15 protein-coding genes are annotated in these 15,366 nt (G+C 34.6%); 13 read left to right on the top strand and 2 right to left on the bottom strand.

Features of this window, described 5'->3' with window-relative positions; translation table 11 throughout:
- The first annotated feature begins 108 nt into the window (after positions 1-108).
- Positions 109-888 carry an L-fucose dehydrogenase gene (locus AC1Q5Z_RS09905; protein ID WP_057115557.1) on the top strand — a complete coding sequence of 260 codons (780 nt, stop codon included), beginning with the start codon at positions 109-111 and terminating at the stop codon, positions 886-888.
- Positions 889-1,031: 143 nt separating this feature from the next.
- On the opposite strand, the gene AC1Q5Z_RS09900 is transcribed toward AC1Q5Z_RS09905, so the two are convergent.
- On the bottom strand, positions 1,032-1,913 hold the full coding sequence (locus AC1Q5Z_RS09900; RefSeq protein WP_492444585.1) for an AraC family transcriptional regulator: 882 nt from the start codon (positions 1,911-1,913) through the stop codon (positions 1,032-1,034).
- A 170-nt stretch (positions 1,914-2,083) separates the two neighbouring features.
- On the opposite strand from AC1Q5Z_RS09900, the gene AC1Q5Z_RS09895 reads away from it, so the two are divergent.
- The 5 genes from AC1Q5Z_RS09895 to AC1Q5Z_RS09875 all read left to right on the top strand — a co-directional run bounded on the left by AC1Q5Z_RS09895 (position 2,084) and on the right by AC1Q5Z_RS09875 (position 6,753).
- Positions 2,084-3,739 (top strand): UxaA family hydrolase, encoded by a 1,656-nt coding sequence (locus tag AC1Q5Z_RS09895; protein ID WP_492444583.1) that lies wholly within the window; start codon positions 2,084-2,086, stop codon positions 3,737-3,739.
- Between the two features lie 37 nt (positions 3,740-3,776).
- Positions 3,777-4,541 (top strand): SDR family NAD(P)-dependent oxidoreductase, encoded by a 765-nt coding sequence (locus tag AC1Q5Z_RS09890; RefSeq protein ID WP_492444581.1) that lies wholly within the window; start codon positions 3,777-3,779, stop codon positions 4,539-4,541.
- Positions 4,542-4,793: 252 nt separating this feature from the next.
- Entirely contained in the window at positions 4,794-5,648 is an 855-nt protein-coding gene (locus AC1Q5Z_RS09885; protein ID WP_111423052.1) for a fumarylacetoacetate hydrolase family protein, read from the top strand.
- Between the two features lie 10 nt (positions 5,649-5,658).
- A complete protein-coding gene (locus tag AC1Q5Z_RS09880) occupies positions 5,659-5,994 on the top strand; it encodes an L-rhamnose mutarotase (protein WP_492444579.1) in 336 nt (111 codons plus the stop codon).
- Between the two features lie 153 nt (positions 5,995-6,147).
- Entirely contained in the window at positions 6,148-6,753 is a 606-nt protein-coding gene (locus tag AC1Q5Z_RS09875; protein WP_278019942.1) for a hypothetical protein, read from the top strand.
- A gap of 48 nt (positions 6,754-6,801) precedes the next feature.
- Here AC1Q5Z_RS09875 and AC1Q5Z_RS09870 read toward each other — a convergent pair whose 3' ends face one another.
- Positions 6,802-8,052, bottom strand: a complete 1,251-nt coding sequence (locus AC1Q5Z_RS09870) for an NAD(P)/FAD-dependent oxidoreductase (protein ID WP_492444576.1) — start codon at positions 8,050-8,052, stop codon at positions 6,802-6,804.
- 101 nt (positions 8,053-8,153) lie between these two features.
- Here AC1Q5Z_RS09870 and flxA point away from each other — a divergent pair, with 101 nt between their 5' ends.
- From flxA to AC1Q5Z_RS09835, 7 genes are all read left to right on the top strand, one after another.
- On the top strand, positions 8,154-9,674 hold the full coding sequence (flxA, locus tag AC1Q5Z_RS09865) for a flexirubin biosynthesis tyrosine ammonia-lyase FlxA (protein ID WP_198854992.1): 1,521 nt from the start codon (positions 8,154-8,156) through the stop codon (positions 9,672-9,674).
- Between the two features lie 40 nt (positions 9,675-9,714).
- Positions 9,715-10,938, top strand: a complete 1,224-nt coding sequence (locus AC1Q5Z_RS09860) for a WG repeat-containing protein (protein ID WP_492444574.1) — start codon at positions 9,715-9,717, stop codon at positions 10,936-10,938.
- A 94-nt stretch (positions 10,939-11,032) separates the two neighbouring features.
- Positions 11,033-11,764: a flexirubin biosynthesis SDR family reductase FlxB gene (flxB, locus tag AC1Q5Z_RS09855; protein WP_111378968.1), complete on the top strand. Its 732-nt coding sequence runs from the start codon at positions 11,033-11,035 to the stop codon at positions 11,762-11,764.
- 175 nt (positions 11,765-11,939) lie between these two features.
- Positions 11,940-13,175 carry a beta-ketoacyl-[acyl-carrier-protein] synthase family protein gene (locus AC1Q5Z_RS09850; protein ID WP_492444572.1) on the top strand — a complete coding sequence of 412 codons (1,236 nt, stop codon included), beginning with the start codon at positions 11,940-11,942 and terminating at the stop codon, positions 13,173-13,175.
- Positions 13,168-13,422: an acyl carrier protein gene (locus AC1Q5Z_RS09845; RefSeq protein ID WP_492444570.1), complete on the top strand. Its 255-nt coding sequence runs from the start codon at positions 13,168-13,170 to the stop codon at positions 13,420-13,422. The genes AC1Q5Z_RS09850 and AC1Q5Z_RS09845 overlap by 8 nt, the downstream gene beginning before the upstream one ends.
- Positions 13,423-14,322: a lysophospholipid acyltransferase family protein gene (locus AC1Q5Z_RS09840; RefSeq protein WP_343540616.1), complete on the top strand. Its 900-nt coding sequence runs from the start codon at positions 13,423-13,425 to the stop codon at positions 14,320-14,322.
- A gap of 137 nt (positions 14,323-14,459) precedes the next feature.
- Positions 14,460-15,362 carry an NADPH-dependent FMN reductase family protein gene (locus AC1Q5Z_RS09835; protein ID WP_198854996.1) on the top strand — a complete coding sequence of 301 codons (903 nt, stop codon included), beginning with the start codon at positions 14,460-14,462 and terminating at the stop codon, positions 15,360-15,362.
- Positions 15,363-15,366 lie beyond the last annotated feature (4 nt).

Here is a 15,366-nt window from a genome sequence, read left to right as displayed (position 1 = left end):
ATCGCTCGAGTCGTGGCAAAAAAAACACATTGAAGAGAAAAAGAATCATTTTAATCCTTTTAATCTGTGGCAAAAAAACTGAATTACAAATTATAATATATTAATACCATGCAGTTATCATTAACCCAAAAAATCATTATCGTTACGGGAGGCGCAAAAGGAATCGGTTTAGGAATCGTTAAGGTTTTAGCCGAAGAAAATGCCATTCCGTTTATCGTTGGACGTAACGAAAATGACAACATCAAAGCCGTAGAAGAATTAAAAGCCATTGGAAAAGAAGCGCACCAAGTTGCCGCCGATTTAACAAAACCAGAAGACTGCAAAAAAGCCGTTGAAGCTGTAATCGCAAAATTCGGAAGAATCGACGGACTAGTAAACAATGCCGGCGTTAATGACGGTGTTGGATTAGAAAACGGAAATTATGAAGATTTCGCTGCTTCTCTTCACAAAAATTTGGTGCATTATTATTTAATGGCACAACACGCTCTTCCGTATCTTAAAGAATCAAAAGGAGCAATTGTAAACATTGGTTCTAAAACTGCCGAAACTGGTCAGGGCGGAACCTCAGCTTACGCCGCTTCAAACGGAGGTAGAAACGCTTTAACCAGAGAATGGGCAGTTGAATTATTAAAATACAGCATCCGTGTAAATGCCGTAATCGTAGCAGAATGTTACACGCCGCTTTACGAAACGTGGATCAATACTTTTGAAAATAAAGAAGAAAAACTAGCGGCAATCACCAAAAATATTCCGCTAGAAAACAGAATGACAACAGCAGAAGAAATCGCGAATATGGTGGTTTTCTTATTGTCTGAAAAATCAAGCCATACAACTGGACAAATTATTTATGTTGATGGTGGTTACACCCATTTAGACCGATCTATTTAATTTTTTTTGCCACAGATTAAAAGGATTAAAATGATTCGCTTTAGTTTGTCACCCTGAGCGAAGTCGAAGGGCGCCTCAATTGGACGTGGGCTTCGACTCCGCTCAGCCAGACAAAACTGGATGTAAAAATCCTTTTAATCCTTTTAATCTGTGGCAAAACTAACCTTCGCATTATTCTTAAAATCGGTCGGCGTAATTCCTTTAACTTTTTTGAAGAGTTTATTAAAGTTTGAAGCTGTTTTATAACCGCATTCATACGCAATTTCAGACATGCTTTTATCGGTTTCTAATAACAATTTGCAGGCATTCGAAATTCTAATTTCGTGCAGATAATCTATAAAATTCTTTTTCGTTTTTACCCTGAACATTCTACAGAAAGACGTTCTTGTCATATTCGCGACAGCGGCAATTTCTTCTAACGAAATATTCTTTTTGTAATTTTTATTGACGTATTGAAAAACCTCCGAAAGACGATCTACTTTCGAATCTTTCTGCATCAAAGAATAAATTTCATCATTGATATAAATTATATCCTGACTTTCAGAAAGAATAGACAAAATCTCAAAAAGTCCCACAATAACTTCAAAGTCTTTTTTTGAAGTTAATTTCTCCAGTTTTTTTGCAATCTGTTTATTCGTTTTTCCGATAATCGAAATTCCCTTTCCAGCCTGAAAAAAAAGTTCATTGATTTTTTGAGTTTCTTTTAATTCGTAAAAAGTCGGTCCAAAAATATCTTTATGAAAATATACGACAATCGAATTGGCTTTTAAATCCTCAATTCCCTGATAATATTTTTCATCATTCAGCCAAACATGCGGAATATCAGAACCTAAAAAAACCATATCGCCAGGCGCAAAAGGCATAACCGAATTTCCAATAATTCGCTTGCCATAACTCTCTTTTACATACACCAATTCCAATTCTGGATGCGAATGAAACGGCGCTTGAAAAAAAGGTTCAATACGATTTAAGACCGAAACCTTCGTGTTAAGATATGACGCTATTTTCGTTTGTTCCAATTTCATACTGCAAAGATAATTAAAGATTAGATACGGATAATATTAGACTATTAACCAATGTGTAAAAAAGCTAATTTTATTATTCGTTAACTGCCCGAATTCTATACAAAATCAAAGGATTAAATTGTTTTAAAACGAAAGCGGTGACATCAAAAAAAGAAAAAAACAACAACACAATGTCTGACAATAACACAAAAAAACTGGTTGTAAAACTGCATCCAGACGATAATGTATTGGTTGCCTTAACCGATCTTCAAAAAGGCGAAACCATTCATTTTGAAAACGAAACTTACGTTTTACAAGACCTCATCAAAGCCAAACATAAATTCTACATGCAGGACATGAAGCAGGGAGAAGAAGTGAACATGTATGGTGTTTTGGTTGGAAAAGTGCAAAACGATTTGGCAAAAGGAAGTCTAATGACAACCGAAAACCTAAAACATGCTGCAGATCCTTATGCTTACAGAAATGCTTCTTACGAATGGAATGCACCTGATGTTTCAAAATTCGAAAACAGAACTTTCAAAGGTTACAAAAGAAAAGACGGACGCGTTGGAACAGCAAATTACTGGCTTTTCATCCCGACTGTTTTTTGTGAAAACAGAAATTTAGATGTCATCAAAGAAGCCTTACACAAACAATTGGGTTATGCTGTAACAGACAAATACAACCAATTTACACACGAATTACTGGAAGGTTATTTGAACGGAAATGACATTAACGACATTAATATTGAGTTGAATCCGACGCCAAAAAACAAACGTGTTTTTGAAAATGTCGACGGAATTAAATTCTTAAATCACCAAGGTGGTTGCGGCGGAACGCGTCAAGATGCTTCTACTTTGAGTGCTTTATTGGCTTCTTATGCGAATCATCCAAATGTGGGCGGAATCACACTTTTGAGTTTAGGATGCCAGCATTTACAAGTTCAAGATTTTGTAAATGATGTAAAAAGACAAAATCCAGAGTTCGACAAACCATTGTTTATTTTTGAACAGCAGCAGACAGAGAGCGAAGAAGTTTTGATTACCAATGCCATCAAAAAAACGTTTGAAGGTTTAATCGAAATCAACAAATACGAAAGAACCGATGCGCCTTTGAGCGATTTATGTATTGGTGTAAAATGTGGCGGAAGCGATGGATTCAGTGGTGTTTCTGCAAATCCTGCTGTGGGTTATACTTCTGATTTAGTCGTAGCTTTAGGCGGAAAAATTCTTTTGGCTGAATTTCCAGAATTATGCGGTGCCGAGCAGAATTTAATTGACAGATGTGTTACCGAAGATAAAGCTAGAAAATTCATAGATTTAATGGAATCTTATGATGAATTGGCGCATAAAGTAGGTTCAGGCTTTCACATGAATCCGTCTCCAGGAAATATCAAAGACGGATTAATTACAGATGCAATCAAAAGCGCTGGAGCAGCCAAAAAAGGCGGAACGTCTCCTGTTGTTGATGTTTTAGATTATACCGAATTGGTTACAAAACCAGGTTTAAGTTTGGTTTGTACGCCAGGAAATGACGTTGAAGCAACAACTGGAAAAGCGGCTTCTGGAGCAACTTTAATTTTGTTTACAACAGGATTGGGAACTCCAACAGGAAACCCTGTTTGTCCTGTAATTAAAGTGGCAACAAACTCGGTTTTGGCAACCAGAATGAAAGATATTATCGATATTGACTGCGGACCAATTATCAGCGGAGAAAAATCTATTGAAGAAATGGGCGAGGAAATTTTAGAATATTGCATCAAAGCAGCAAGCGGCGAAATTATTCCGAAAGCGGTTCAATTAAACCAAGACGATTTTATTCCGTGGAAACGCGGCGTATCTTTGTAAAAGACTATTAAAAACAACTCATAAAAATTTATATCAAATGTTTTCATTACAAAATAAAAAAGCAATTATCACGGGCGGAGGAAGCGGAATTGGAAGAGCTATTTCGGTTTTATTTGCGAAACAAGGAGCTGAAGTTCACATTTTAGAATTGACGGAAGAAAGCGCAAAAGAAACGGTTGAAGAAATCAAATCAAATGGAGGAAATGTTTTTGCTCACGCTTGCGACGTTTCAAACCACGAACAAGTAAATTCAACTTTCCAAAAAATCGGAAATATCAATATTCTAGTAAACAACGCGGGAATTGCTCACGTTGGAAAAGTAGATACAACTTCAGAATCTGATTTTGACCGTATTATGAATGTAAATGTAAAAGGTGTTTACAACTGTCTTCATGCTTCAATTCCTGCATTGAGAAGCTCTGGCGGAGGTGTAATTTTAAACTTGGCTTCAATTGCTTGCTGGGTTGGAATTCCTGATCGTTTTGCATATTCTACAGCAAAAGGTGCTGTTATGGCAATGACTTTATCGGTTGCAAAAGATTATTTGAATGATAAAATCAGATGTAATTCTATTTCTCCGGCGAGAGTTCACACGCCTTTCGTAGACGGATTTATCGCTAAAAATTATCCTGGAAAAGAAGAAGAGATTTTCGAAAAATTATCACAATCACAGCCAATTGGCCGTATGGGAAAACCAGATGAAATCGCAACTTTAGCATTATTCTTATGCAGCGACGAATCGTCTTTCATAACAGGTTCTGATTACCCAATTGATGGTGGATTTATTAAATTGAACAACTAAAAATTATTTAGCCACAGACTTAAAAGATTAAAACTACTCGATCTGCTAAATCTGCGAGCAAAAAAATAAAGCCACAGATTTAAAGGATTAAAAAGATTTTTATTTCCTGCTTTTGTCAGGCTGAGCGAAGTCGAAGCCCACGTCCAATTGGAACGCCCTTCGACTTCGCTCAGGGTGACAATCTAAAAGAAATCATTCTAATCCTTTAAATCTGTGGCAAAAAAATAAACACATTACTAAAAAAATTAAAATATGAAACTTATTAGATTCGGAGAAGAAGGAAAGGAAAAACCAGGAGTTTTACTAAATGAAAAAAGATACGATGTTTCGTCTATTGTAACAGATTACAACGAAGCTTTTTTTGAAAATGATGGTTTAGCAAAATTAGAAGAAGCCTTAAAAAATAATCCTTCTTTACCAGAAGTTAGCGATTCAGTACGTTTAGGTTCACCAGTAGCGCGTCCATCAAAAATTATCTGCATCGGATTAAATTATGTGGATCACTGCGAAGAAACAGGCGCTGCAATTCCAGAAGAACCAATTATTTTCTTCAAATCTACGACTTCTTTATGCGGACCAAATGATAATTTGATTATCCCAAAAAACAGCGAAAAAACAGACTGGGAAGTGGAATTGGCTTTTGTTGTTGGTAAAAAAGCAAGCTACGTTTCTGAAGAAGATGCACCAAACTACATTGCAGGATATTGCCTTTTGAATGATTACAGCGAAAGAGCATTCCAAATCGAGCGTGGCGGACAATGGGCAAAAGGAAAAGGTTCTGATACCTTCGCTCCTCTTGGACCAATTATGGCAACTCCAGATGAAGTGGGTGATGTAAACAATTTAAAAATGTGGTTGACTGTAAACGGAAAAACTTTCCAAAACAGTAATACATCAAACTTAATTTTTAAAATTCCTTTCTTGGTTCATTATTTAAGCCAATTTATGACCTTGCTTCCTGGCGATGTAATCAGTACAGGAACGCCTCCGGGAGTTGGATTAGGAATCAAACCAGATCCGATTTACATTAAAGCGGGTGATGTAATCGAATTAGGAATTGAAGGTTTAGGTACAAGCAAGCAAACTGCTGTAGCTTACCAAGGATAAATTTTAGATTATGGCAACACAAAAATTCTATCTGGCTTTAGACTTAAAAGATGATGCAGATTTAATTGCAGAATATAAAGAACTGCATGAAAATGTATGGCCAGAAATTAAAAAAAGCATTCAAGATTCTGGAATCGAAGTTCTAGATATCTACTGCACAGGAAATCGATTGTTTATGATTATCGAAGCTGATGCAGATTTTACTTTCGAAAAGAAAGACAAAGCCGACACAGCAAACGAAAAAGTTCAGGAATGGGAAGCTTTAATGTGGAAATTCCAGCAAGCTTTACCTTGGGCAAAGCCAGAGCAAAAATGGATTTTAATGGATAAGATTTTTGGATTGTAACATTAACATTCAATAAATTTTTAAAAGACTGTCAATTGTGGCAGTCTTTTTTTTAAAACAATATCCAAGAAAAAGATTACTTTTTTAATGCTTGCAATTTAAATCCTTTTAATTATTTTAGCCCACAAAAAAACTAATCAATTAACCAAAAAAATGAAAAAACTAATTATTGCATGCTTCTTTATTTCAGGAGCGATGTTTGCTCAGGACATTAATATTGTTCAAGGCAATTTTGACTTTTTAAAAGATCAAAAAGAAATCAATACCGTATTTGATTATAGTAATTTTACTATGATGAAGGAGAAAAAGTCTGAAGCGCAATACGTAAAAGAGCACAAAGCAGATTTAGATGAAAAGGCAAAAGGAAATGGAAATCTTTGGGAAAAAAGATGGATCGTGGCAAAAGATCAAATATGGACCCCAAAATTCTTAGAAATTGCAAACGTTGTTTTGACTAAGGAAAAGAAAGAATTAAACTTTCAAGAAGGATTAAATACTCCTTATACTTTAATTGTACAGGCAGTTTGGATTTATCCAGGTTGGGATGCTGGAATCATGAAACAGCCAGCAAAAGTAACAACCAATTTAAAGTTTGTTGAAACGGCTAACAAATCAAATGTCTTGTTAGAAATTAACAGTGAAGAGGCTCCTGGAGATCAATGGGGAAGCAATTTTAATAATGAAACCCGAATTGGCGAAGGATTTGCAAAAACTGCAAAAACAATGTCTAAACTTATTGTAAAAAAAGCATATAAATAAAAACATATTCCTACATAGTGAATTGTTTTTCAATAAAAAAAGCCCTGATTATTCAGGGCTTTGTTCTTTTTGCATATTTAATAAATACGCCATATTAGCAATTACGTGATCATGTTTCTTGACAAACGAATTTTCTTCGTTCCAAACATAACCTGCTAAAACCGCACATATTTTTTCTTTTACTTCTGGATTTTCAGGTTGGTGGAAAAATAAAGTCTGTAAATTTCCCGTATACCATTCCTGAACATAAGTCGTAAAAACAGCAATTCCACGTTTCATGTATTGCGTGAATTCCACTTCCCAATCAACAGGAATTCCTTGCGATTCCTTTAAATATAATTTTGCTGCCAGCATTCCAGATTCGGTTGCAAAAGCAACTCCCGAAGAGAAAACTGGATCTAAGAATTCTGAACTGTTTCCTGTCAAAGCAAAACCATCGCCATACATTCTTTTTACCGCTCTTGAGTAATTTTCTAATTTAACAGGCTCAAATAAAAACTCTGTTCCAGCAAATCTTTTAATATAATAATCCGATTTCTGAATGGCGTTTCTCAAAGCCTCTGCATTGTCTTTATTTTCAGATAGAGAATTGATAAAATCCGTCGGACCAACAACTCCTAAACTTGTATTTCCGTTAGAAAACGGAATCACCCATAGCCAAACTTCGGTTTCCAGAATATCAAAAGAAATTTGAGTTCCCTCTACTCCTTCTTCTCTATTAATATCTTTAACATGCGTAAAAATCGAAGAATGTGGATCTAGTTTTGAAGGCGTATCCAAATCTAAAAGTCTCGGCAAAACGCGTCCGTATCCGCTCGAGTCAATGATAAATTTAGCGTGAATTTCTTTTAGGTTTCCGTCTTTGTCTTTTACGATAGTTTTTGATTTTTTTCCTTCAAAAGAAACTTCCAAAACTTCAGTTTCAAATTCTAAATCAATTCCTTTTCTTATGACTTCTTGAGCCATTGCATTATCAAAATCAGCTCTTGGAACTTGCCAAGTCCAATCCCAGCCTTCGCCAAATTTTACACTAAAATCAAAATTGCAGATTTCTTCTCCTCTGATAAAACGAGCTCCTAATTTCTTTTCAAAGTTCATTGCATCTAGAGCTTCAAACAATTCTGCTTCAGCAAAATGATCCATTACACGCGGAATAAGGCTTTCGCCTACTACAAGTCTTGGAAACTTTGTTTTTTCTACAACTTTAACCTTTACATTGTTTTTATAAAGATAAGATGCCGAAACACATCCAGATGGTCCTGCACCAATCACTAAAACATCAACAAACTCCTTTGTCATATTAGAATTATTATCATTAATTAACCTACATTTGCCATCATCAAAATAACTACATTTATTTTGATAAATAAAATTAAATTAGCACAACCAAAATTGATTTGATGAATACAATAAATGAATATTTAAGTTTAGCAGAATTTGAAGCCATAATATTCGGAAAAAGCAAAGTTGCTATTAGCGATGTGGTTTTAAATCGAGTAAACGAAAGCTTTAATTTCTTAAAAGAATTCTCAGGAAATAAAGTAATATATGGTGTAAATACAGGGTTTGGTCCAATGGCTCAATATAGAATTAAAGAGTCTGATCAAATTCAATTGCAATATAATTTAATTAGAAGTCACTCTTCTGGAACAGGAAAACCTTTAAATGCAGAGTGCGCAAAAGCAGCAATTTTAGCTCGATTAAATACACTTTCTTTAGGAAATTCAGGAGTTCATTCTTCTGTTATTCATTTAATGGCAGAATTAATCAACAGAGATATTACGCCTTTAATTTTTGAACACGGTGGTGTTGGTGCCAGCGGTGACTTAGTACAATTATCACACTTAGCTTTAGTCTTAATTGGCGAAGGTGAAGTTTTTTATAAAGGAGATAGACGCGCAACTGCAGAAGTTTTCGAAATCGAAGGTTTAAAACCGATTCAGGTAGAAATTAGAGAAGGTTTGGCATTAATCAATGGAACTTCTGTAATGACAGGAATTGGAGTTGTAAATGTTCATTATGCAAAAAAATTATTAGACTGGTCGTTAAAAGCTTCTTGTGCAATTAACGAATTGGTTCAAGCTTACGATGATCATTTCTCAGAAGAATTAAACCAAACCAAACGTCATAAAGGACAGCAAGAAGTTGCTGAAAGAATGAGACAAAATCTTTCTGACAGTACTTTGATCCGTAAAAGAGAAGATCATTTATATTCTGGCGAAAACACCGAAGAAATTTTCAAAGAAAAAGTTCAGGAATATTATTCATTAAGATGTGTTCCTCAAATTCTGGGGCCAGTTTTAGAGACTATTAATAATGTAGCTTCTATTTTGGAAGACGAATTTAACTCGGCAAACGACAATCCAATTATAGACGTAAAAAACAAACACGTTTACCACGGCGGAAATTTCCACGGAGATTATATTTCGCTAGAAATGGATAAACTGAAAATCGTTATTACAAAATTAACAATGCTGGCAGAACGTCAATTGAATTATTTATTGAATTCAAAAATCAACGAAATTCTTCCTCCATTTGTAAACTTAGGAACATTAGGTTTTAATTTCGGAATGCAGGGCGTTCAGTTCGTTGCGACTTCAACAACTGCAGAAAACCAAATGTTGTCTAACCCAATGTACGTGCACAGTATTCCAAACAACAATGACAATCAAGACATTGTAAGTATGGGAACCAATGCAGCGGTTATTACATCAAAAGTGATTGAAAACTCATTTGAAGTTTTAGCAATCGAATTAATCACAATTGTTCAGGCAATTGATTATTTGAAACAAAAAGATCAAATTTCGTCTACAACTAAAAAATGGTACGACGATATCAGAAATATAATTCCAGAATTTAAGGAAGATCAAGTAATGTATCCTTTTGTTCAAAAAGTAAAAGATTATCTGATCAACAGTTAAAAATCTTTATTTTACAGTATTAATATTGAATCTTAAAATCATGAAAAAGTCACTTGTTTTTTTATTGCTAAGCTGCATTCAATTTGTTAATAGTCAAGAATTAGCATTAGTTAAGAAAAATTCTAAAATTGGATATCTGTCTAAAGACGGATCTTTTAAAATCGAACCTCAATATAAGTCTGCTAAAAGTTTTTCTGAAGGATTAGCTGCTGTAGAAAATGGCGGAAAATGGGGATTTATCGACTCAAAAGGGAGCTGGGTAATTCCAGCCGATTTTAAAGATGCTAAAGATTTTAACAGCGGAATTGCAGTTGTACAAAAAGACAAAGACTGGGTTTACATTAATACAAAGGGAGAAATCCAAAAAGGACCAACTACTGACAAAGTATTTGATTTTAATGACGGCGTTGCTTTCTTCAGACAAAATAATAAAGTGGGGTTAATCAACAACAAAATGGGTGTTGTTTTAGAACCAAAATACGATCAGATCAAACCTTTTGAAAATGGTTACGCTAGAGTGGAACTGAACAAAAACTGGGGAATTATTGATACTAACGGAAAAGAGTTGGTCGAGCCAGTGTATGCCGAAGTTGGAAATTATTTTAAAGGAACAACTTGGGCAAGAAAAGACAAAACTTTCGGTCTTGTAAGCGGCGGAAAATTTATTCCTGTTGACGGAGCTGAAAAAATCTGGGATTTTGAAACTCAAGATTTGACTTTCGCTAAAAAGAACGGAAAAATCGGTTACATCGATTTAAAAGGAAATTGGGCAATTCTTCCTATTTATGATAAAGGAAAAGCATTCTCAAAAAATCTAGCTCCTGTTCTTGTTGGAAAAAAATGGGGATTCATTAATCCAGAAGGAAAATTTGTTATTGAACCAACTTACAATGATGCAGAAGTTTTCAGCACAAACGGTTTAGCTCCAGTAAAAGAAAGTAACTGGGGATTCATAAATGAATCTGGAAAACTGGTAATTCCAACTCAATATGGTATCACAACAAATGCCATTATTGCGATGTTTACACAACAAGATAAAGGATTTATTGGCGGTGTTGCCCGAGTAAAAAACGAAGGAAAATGGGGATTTCTTAAACCTGACGGAACAGTTTTGGCTAACCAATGGTTTGAAAATGCAGAACTGTTTTCTAAAAGTGCAGAAAAACCTCAGCCTGCAGCTGCTCCTGTAGAGAAACCAAAAGAAGAAACTAAACCGGCAACAAAAAAGCCAACAGCAAAACCAGCACCGAAAAAAAAGAAATAATATTTATCTCCAAATAAATTAGAAATTTGCATCAATGAAACCGCTTTTATAAAAGTGGTTTCATTGATGACGAATAAAAATAAACCCTACATAAATGAAGTGTGTATTAGTAACAGGCGGTTCGAGAGGAATTGGAAGTGCGATTTGTAAAAAACTAGCCGTAGAATCCGATTATCATATTCTGATTAATTATCATTCGAATAAAACAGCTGCCGAAGAAACATTACAAGAAGTACAAAAATTAGGCGCAACAGGCGAAATCTTAGGTTTTGATGTTTCTAATTTTGAAAACGTACAAAATGTTTTAACTGCTTGGCAGGAAGCAAATCCTGAAAAATTGGTTGAGGCAATTGTAAACAATGCCGGAATCACAAAAGACGGTCTTTTTATGTGGATGACACCAGAAGACTGGAATGGCGTTATGAATACAAGCGTAAACGGTTTCTTTAATGTTACACAATTTTTTATTCAAAAAATGTTACGCAATAAATATGGCCGAATCGTAAATATGGTTTCCGTTTCTGGAGTAAAAGGTACTGCAGGACAAACCAATTATTCGGCTGCAAAAGGTGCAATTGTAGCGGCGACTAAAGCTTTGGCTCAGGAAGTTGCCAAAAGAAACATTACTGTAAATGCTGTCGCTCCAGGTTTCATTAGAACCGATATGACAAGTCAACTGGACGAAAAAGAATTACTAAAACTTATTCCGGTTAACCGTTTTGGAGAAGCCGAAGAAGTAGCAGATTTGGTAAGCTTTTTGATTTCTAAAAAAGCAAGCTATATTACAGGAGAAATTATCAACATAAATGGCGGAATATATTCTTAAAGAATACTATGTTTGCGAGATTATTTTAAGATTTTTATACATAGAAAATTGCTCGCAAAGACACCGAGTCTCAAAGTTTAAGCAAAAAGACTTTAAAAAAACTTAGTGCCTTAGTGCCTTTGCGGCAAGATTAAAAAATTACACTTTAAGGATAAAAAATTACTTTTGAAAGACGATGAATAGACGAGTTGTAATTACTGGAATGGGAATTTATTCTTGTATCGGAACTTCTTTAGACGAAGTAAAAAATTCGTTATACGAAGGAAAATCTGGTATTCAGTTTGATTCTGAACGTAAAGAATTTGGTTTCCAGTCGGCCTTAACAGGGATGGTTCCGAAAGCCGATCTTAAAAATTTATTGACGCGAAGACAACGTATGAGCATCGGTGAAGAAACCGAGTATGCTTATATGGCTACTATAGAAGCATTAAAAAATGCCAACATTGATGATGCCTTTTTTGACGAACACGAAGTTGGCATTATGTACGGAAACGACAGCGTTTCTAAAGCCATCATTGACGCAACAGACATTGTACGCGAGAAAAAAGACACTGCCTTAATTGGTTCTGGTGCTATTTTTAAGTCGATGAATTCTACGGTAACGATGAATCTTTCGACGATTTTTAAACTTCGCGGAATCAATCTTACGGTAAGTGCGGCTTGTGCCAGCGGTTCTCACTCAATTGGCTTGGCTTATTTTTTAATCAAAAGCGGTTTTCAAGATATTGTCATTACTGGCGGAGCACAGGAAATCAACAAATATGCGATGAGCAGTTTTGATGGATTAGGTGTTTTTTCTAACCGAGAAGGCGATCCAACAAAAGCTTCAAGACCTTTTGATATGGGTCGCGACGGATTAATTCCGAGTGGTGGTGGCGCAACTTTAATTTTGGAAAGTTACGAATCTGCAATTGCTCGCGGTGCCAATATCATTGCAGAAATTGGCGGTTACGGATTTTCTTCAAACGGAGGGCACATTTCAACTCCAAACGTTGAAGGACCTGCAACAGCTATGAAACGTGCACTTGATGATGCCAAATTAAAAGCTTCAGATATTGAATATATAAATGCTCATGCAACCTCAACACCTGTTGGAGATGCTAATGAAGCCAAAGCTATTTTTGAAGTTTTTGGAGAAAAAAATCCTCCAGTAAGTTCTACAAAATCCATGACAGGCCACGAATGCTGGATGGCGGGAGCAAGCGAAATCATTTATTCTATCTTAATGATGCAGCACGATTTTATCGCGCCAAACATCAATTTGGAAAACCCAGATGAAGATGCGTCAAAATTAAATTTAGTTAAAACTACGTTAAACAAAAAATTTGACATATTTTTGTCCAATTCTTTCGGTTTCGGAGGAACCAACTCTGCGTTGGTGGTTAAAAAGTTTAAATTGAACAATGAATAAAGAAGAGATTATAGCAAAAATTAATGGTTTTTTAGTTGATGAATTTGAAGTTGATAATGACGACATTGAACCAAATGCTAATTTAAAAGATACACTTGGGTTAGACAGTCTGGATTATGTTGACTTAGTCGTTTCAATAGAGGCAAACTTTGGTGTAAAACTAGTTGAAGCAGATTTTGTTGGAATTTCTGATTTTCAAAGTTTTTATGACTTAATCGAAACTAAAATAACAGCCAAATCAGCTTAAATGAGTCAATGGGATGGTAAATCCAAAGGAACTGTTTTAGGTTATAAAATATTCGTTTTTTTAATTCAAAAAGCGGGTGTGAAAGCTGCTTATGTCTTACTTTATTTTGTTGCTTCTTATTATTTTTTATTTCTAAGAAAAAGCAACAAAGCCATTTTCTATTATTTTAAAGAAAGACTTCAATACTCCTATTTCAAATCCAAAAAAATGGTTTTCAAAAGCTATTATACTTTTGGACAGACCATTATTGATAAAGTTTCTATTTCGGCAGGAATGCGAAACAAATTTACCTATGAATTTGATGGAATAGAAACACTAAAAAAATTACTTGCCGAGAAAAAAGGCGGTGTTTTAATTAGCGCTCATGTTGGTAATTTTGAAATTGCAGAACATTTTCTAGGAGACATTGACCTTAATTTCCAAATTAATCTTGTTACAACAGATTTAGAACATTCTGCTATTAAGAATTATCTAGAAAGTGTTTCTCAAAAACCAACCGTAAAATTTATCATCATTAAAGAAGATCTCTCTCATATTTTTGAGATCAATGCCGCTTTGGCCAATAATGAATTAATCTGCTTTACTGGCGACCGTTATTTTGAAGGAACAAAATCACTTTCTGAAAACCTTTTGGGCAAAGAAGCCAATTTTCCTGCGGGTCCGTTTTTAATTGCTTCAAGATTAAAAGTCCCAGTAGTTTTTGTTTACGTAATGAAAGAACCAAACCTTCATTATCATTTGTACGCAAGAGAAGCCGAAGTAAAACATCGTGACGAAAAAGCGCTTTTGAAAGAATATGTAAAAAGCGTAGAAAGCATTTTGAATCGTTACCCTTTACAATGGTTCAATTATTTTGATTTTTGGAACCAGTTAGAAAACAAAAATTCATTGCCAAAATAACACCGAATAAACTCTTTTAACTTCATTTTTTTTGAATAAATCAAAAATTTAGGAATTCTAGGCCATTCGTAGGAATAAGAAAATTCGTTTAAATAAATTTACTTATTTTTGCTGACCACCAAAGCCAAAAAACCTAAATGAAAAATGTTCTCGTAATTTATTATACCCAATCTGGACAGTTGGAATCTATTGCAAAAAATATTGCAAAACCATTCCTAAATTCAGACGAAATAAACCTTACATTTCACGAAATACAATTAGAAAAACCGTTTCCGTTTCCATGGAACAAAGAATCATTTTTTGATGCCTTTCCAGAATCTTTTTTACAGATTCCAACCGCATTAAAACCTGTTCCTGAGGAAATTTTAAATACAAAATTTGACTTGGTATTATTTCATTATCAAGTTTGGTATTTATCACCTTCTATTCCGATCAATTCATTTTTGAAAAGTGATGATGCCAAGAAAATTTTGAACAATACACCTGTTATTACCATTAGCGGTTCCAGAAACATGTGGATTATGGCTCAGGAAAAAATCAAAGTTTTGCTGCGAAAAGCAAATGGCAAATTGGTTGGAAATGTAGCTTTGGTAGATCGTGTTGGAAATCTAATCAGCGTTATTACAATTGTAGAATGGATGTTTTCTGGGGTTAAGAAAAAATATTTAGGTATTTTTCCGCTTCCTGGAGTTTCAGAAAAAGATATTCAAGAATCAAGTCAGTTTGGAGAAATCATGCTTGATTCTTTACAGCAAAATAATTTAGCCCAATTACAGCCAAAATTGGTCGATGCTGGGGCTGTAAAAATAAGTTCATATCTGGTAACGGTTGACAAAACGGCCAATAAAATTTTTAATAAATGGTCAAATATCATTTATAAAAATCAAAAAAACCGAAAACAGCTGCTTAAAGTATTTAATGTTTATTTATTCCTTGCGATATGGTTAATCTCACCAATAGTGTATATATTGCACCTTATTACCTATCCGCTTAAGTTAAAATCTATAAAAAAGGAAACTCAATATTATCAGGGAGTTTAGAAGA

It is taken from the genome of Flavobacterium sp. GW823-FHT06G12, from assembly GCF_058794775.1.
This window is presented reverse-complemented; position numbering and strand designations above follow the sequence as displayed.

Coding starts and splice junctions, on each gene's coding strand:
- AC1Q5Z_RS09900 (WP_492444585.1), bottom strand. CDS start 1,913: ATGAAATTGGAACAAACGAAAATAGCGTCATATCTTAACACGAAGGTT.
- AC1Q5Z_RS09875 (WP_278019942.1), top strand. CDS start 6,148: ATGAAAAAACTAATTATTGCATGCTTCTTTATTTCAGGAGCGATGTTT.
- AC1Q5Z_RS09840 (WP_343540616.1), top strand. CDS start 13,423: ATGAGTCAATGGGATGGTAAATCCAAAGGAACTGTTTTAGGTTATAAA.
- AC1Q5Z_RS09870 (WP_492444576.1), bottom strand. CDS start 8,052: ATGACAAAGGAGTTTGTTGATGTTTTAGTGATTGGTGCAGGACCATCT.
- AC1Q5Z_RS09905 (WP_057115557.1), top strand. CDS start 109: ATGCAGTTATCATTAACCCAAAAAATCATTATCGTTACGGGAGGCGCA.
- AC1Q5Z_RS09885 (WP_111423052.1), top strand. CDS start 4,794: ATGAAACTTATTAGATTCGGAGAAGAAGGAAAGGAAAAACCAGGAGTT.
- AC1Q5Z_RS09845 (WP_492444570.1), top strand. CDS start 13,168: ATGAATAAAGAAGAGATTATAGCAAAAATTAATGGTTTTTTAGTTGAT.
- AC1Q5Z_RS09895 (WP_492444583.1), top strand. CDS start 2,084: ATGTCTGACAATAACACAAAAAAACTGGTTGTAAAACTGCATCCAGAC.
- AC1Q5Z_RS09890 (WP_492444581.1), top strand. CDS start 3,777: ATGTTTTCATTACAAAATAAAAAAGCAATTATCACGGGCGGAGGAAGC.
- AC1Q5Z_RS09850 (WP_492444572.1), top strand. CDS start 11,940: ATGAATAGACGAGTTGTAATTACTGGAATGGGAATTTATTCTTGTATC.
- flxB (WP_111378968.1), top strand. CDS start 11,033: ATGAAGTGTGTATTAGTAACAGGCGGTTCGAGAGGAATTGGAAGTGCG.
- AC1Q5Z_RS09860 (WP_492444574.1), top strand. CDS start 9,715: ATGAAAAAGTCACTTGTTTTTTTATTGCTAAGCTGCATTCAATTTGTT.
- flxA (WP_198854992.1), top strand. CDS start 8,154: ATGAATACAATAAATGAATATTTAAGTTTAGCAGAATTTGAAGCCATA.
- AC1Q5Z_RS09880 (WP_492444579.1), top strand. CDS start 5,659: ATGGCAACACAAAAATTCTATCTGGCTTTAGACTTAAAAGATGATGCA.
- AC1Q5Z_RS09835 (WP_198854996.1), top strand. CDS start 14,460: ATGAAAAATGTTCTCGTAATTTATTATACCCAATCTGGACAGTTGGAA.